At 61.4% G+C, this 534-nt stretch carries 1 pseudogene; it reads right to left on the bottom strand.

From position 1 onward, the window contains the following. Window positions 1-24: 24 nt before the first annotated feature. Window positions 25-534 (bottom strand): annotated as a pseudogene (locus tag GL279_RS19085) (IS5 family transposase); the annotation flags it as partial.

The following is a 534-nucleotide window of genomic DNA, read 5'->3' as shown; positions in this document are numbered from 1 at the left end:
GCTAGGTTCCCGACTCATTGATTTTCACAGCCAGAAGAGGACGGTCGCAGCGAGCATGATCGCGGAGAAGAAGGTCTCCGGGCACCGGTCGTATCGCGTGGCGACGCGCCGCCAGTCTTTCAGCCGTCCGAACATGATCTCTATTCGGTTGCGCCGTTTGTAGCGCCGCTTGTCATATTTGACGGCCTTTTTTCGGGCCTTCCGGCCGGGGATGCAGGCCTTTATCCCCTTGTCTTTCAACGCTTCTCTGAACCAGTCGGCATCGTAGCCTCTATCGGCCAGCAGCCATCCCGCCTTCGGCAGGCTCCCCAGACGCGCCGCCGCGCCGGTGTAATCGCTGACCTGACCCGCCGACATGAAGAACCCGATCGGCCGCCCCTTGGCGTCGGAAACAGCGTGCAGTTTGATGTTCATGCCGCCTTTGGTTCGCCCGATCTGGCGCGCACGCCCCCTTTTTGACCCGCAGGCTCGACGCCGTGCGGTGTGCCTTGAGGTAGGTTGCGTCGATCATGATGGTCTTGTGTTCGGCGTGCT

It is taken from the genome of Paracoccus limosus (assembly GCF_009711185.1).
Classification (GTDB): domain Bacteria; phylum Pseudomonadota; class Alphaproteobacteria; order Rhodobacterales; family Rhodobacteraceae; genus Paracoccus; species Paracoccus limosus.
This window is presented reverse-complemented; position numbering and strand designations above follow the sequence as displayed.